At 71.1% G+C, this 1,882-nt stretch carries 1 protein-coding gene; it reads left to right on the forward strand.

The window, feature by feature from the left end:
* The first annotated feature begins 241 nt into the window (after nt 1-241).
* The gene (locus tag VF542_RS14855; protein ID WP_408652480.1) at nt 242-1,642 is read left to right on the forward strand and encodes an IS1380 family transposase; all 1,401 of its coding nucleotides are present in this window, start codon (nt 242-244) and stop codon (nt 1,640-1,642) included.
* The last annotated feature ends 240 nt before the right edge of the window (nt 1,643-1,882 follow it).

Consider the following 1,882-nt stretch of genomic DNA (forward strand, 5'->3'; position numbering starts at 1 on the left):
TCACTTCCGACGTGAGCACTACGGTGCCAGCGATGAACGGGCTGTCCTTGGACTACGCGGGCCTGGTGCACTCCCTCAGCCCATCCCTGGACCCGACGCTCCTCGGCGCTGCGCTACTAGCCCGGGGCTTTCACGCTGAGCCGGTCAGGCGACCTTTCTGGGAAAGCGAAAGGTGCTCCTGAACTGCAAGGATGTGGCTTGTCTAGGGTCACAACCTCGCAGGAACCGGAGCACCTTTCTGGTGAAGCAGCGTAGCGGGCGATATCCGCGTCTGGCAGTCGACGGGCAGGGCCGCAAGGTGGTCTCCGGGGCCGGTGGGGTGCTGCTGACCCGCACCGCGGCCACGGTGGGGCTGGACCGAGCGTTGAGCGCGGTCTTGGCGCCGTGGCGGCGGCCGCTGACCCGCCACGATCCGGGCAAGATCGTGCTGGATCTGGCGATCTCGCTGGCGATGGGCGGGGACTGTCTGGCCGACATTGCCCAGTTGCGGGCGCATCCGCAGGTGTTCGGCCCGGTGGCCTCCGATCCCACGGTGTCCCGGCTGATCGACACCCTCGCCGCCGACTCGGCCGCGGCGCTGGCCGCGATCAACACCGCCCGCGCCGCCGCTCGCTCGAGGGCCTGGTCGCTGGCCGGTGAGCACGCCCCCGACCACGAGACCGACGCCAGCACGCCGCTGGTGATCGACGTGGACGCCACGCTGGTCACCGCGCACTCGGAGAAGGAGCGCGCGGCGCCGACGTTCAAGCGCGGCTTCGGCTTCCACCCGCTCTGCGCGTTCCTCGACCACGGACCCGAGGGCACCGGGGAACCCCTATCGGTGCTGCTGCGGCGGGGGAACGCCGGCTCCAACACCGTCGCCGACCACATCTCGGTCATCCGCGACGCGCTGGCCCAGCTACCCGACCACGGTCGGCGACCGGGCAAGAGCGTGCTCATCCGGGTCGACGGGGCCGGTGGCACGCACGGGCTGATCGACTGGCTGACCCGCCGCCGACTGGCCTACTCGGTCGGCTTCTGCTTGCCCGGTGACCTAGCCACGATCCAGAGGACCCTCGCCGCCGTCCCGGCGGCGGCGTGGACACCGGCCTACGACGCCGACCGGCGCATCCGGCCCGGCGCCTGGGTCGCCGAGGTCACCGGGATGTTCGACCTCTCGGGCTGGCCGCCGGGGATGCGGCTGATCGTCCGCCGGGAACGCCCGCACCCCGGCGCGCAGCTGCGGATCACCGATTGCGACGGGCACCGGATCACCGCGTTTGTCACCAACACCACCCGCGGCCAGTTGGCCGACCTGGAACTGCGCCACCGACGCCGCGCCCGTGCCGAGGACCGCATCCGCTGCGCCAAGGACAGCGGCCTGGCCAACCTGCCACTGCACGACTTTGGCCAGAACGAGATCTGGTGCGCCATCGTCGCCCTCGCCGGGGACCTCACCGCATGGATGCAGACCCTCGCCCTGACCAGTCACGCCGCCCGGCGCTGGGAACCCAAGCGCCTCCGCCTGCGACTGCTCTCCATCGCCGGACGCCTCGCCGCCACCGGCCGGCGCACCTGGCTGCACCTCGCCCAGCCGGCACCATTCACCGACCTGGCCCTCGACGGCCTCCGCAGACTCGATGCTCTGGCCGCTCCCGGCTGAGCACGGCGACACCGTCCCGACGACCCACCGCAGCACCCGGCCCGTGGAACCCGGCGACCACCCCGACGACACGGGGCCATCTGTCACACCCCGAACCCAGAATCACCGACCACAGCGGTCAAGCACCCGCTGCGAGGCTCCTGCGACCGAGCCATGCAAGATCCGGGTTAGGTGTGTCGCCTCGTGATCTTGTCCGGTTCCGCAGCTGAGATGGGAGCGGAGAACGTCCGCCCCCGAGGA

The sequence above is a fragment of the Jatrophihabitans sp. genome (genome assembly GCF_036389215.1).
Classification (GTDB): Bacteria; Actinomycetota; Actinomycetes; order Mycobacteriales; family Jatrophihabitantaceae; genus Jatrophihabitans_A.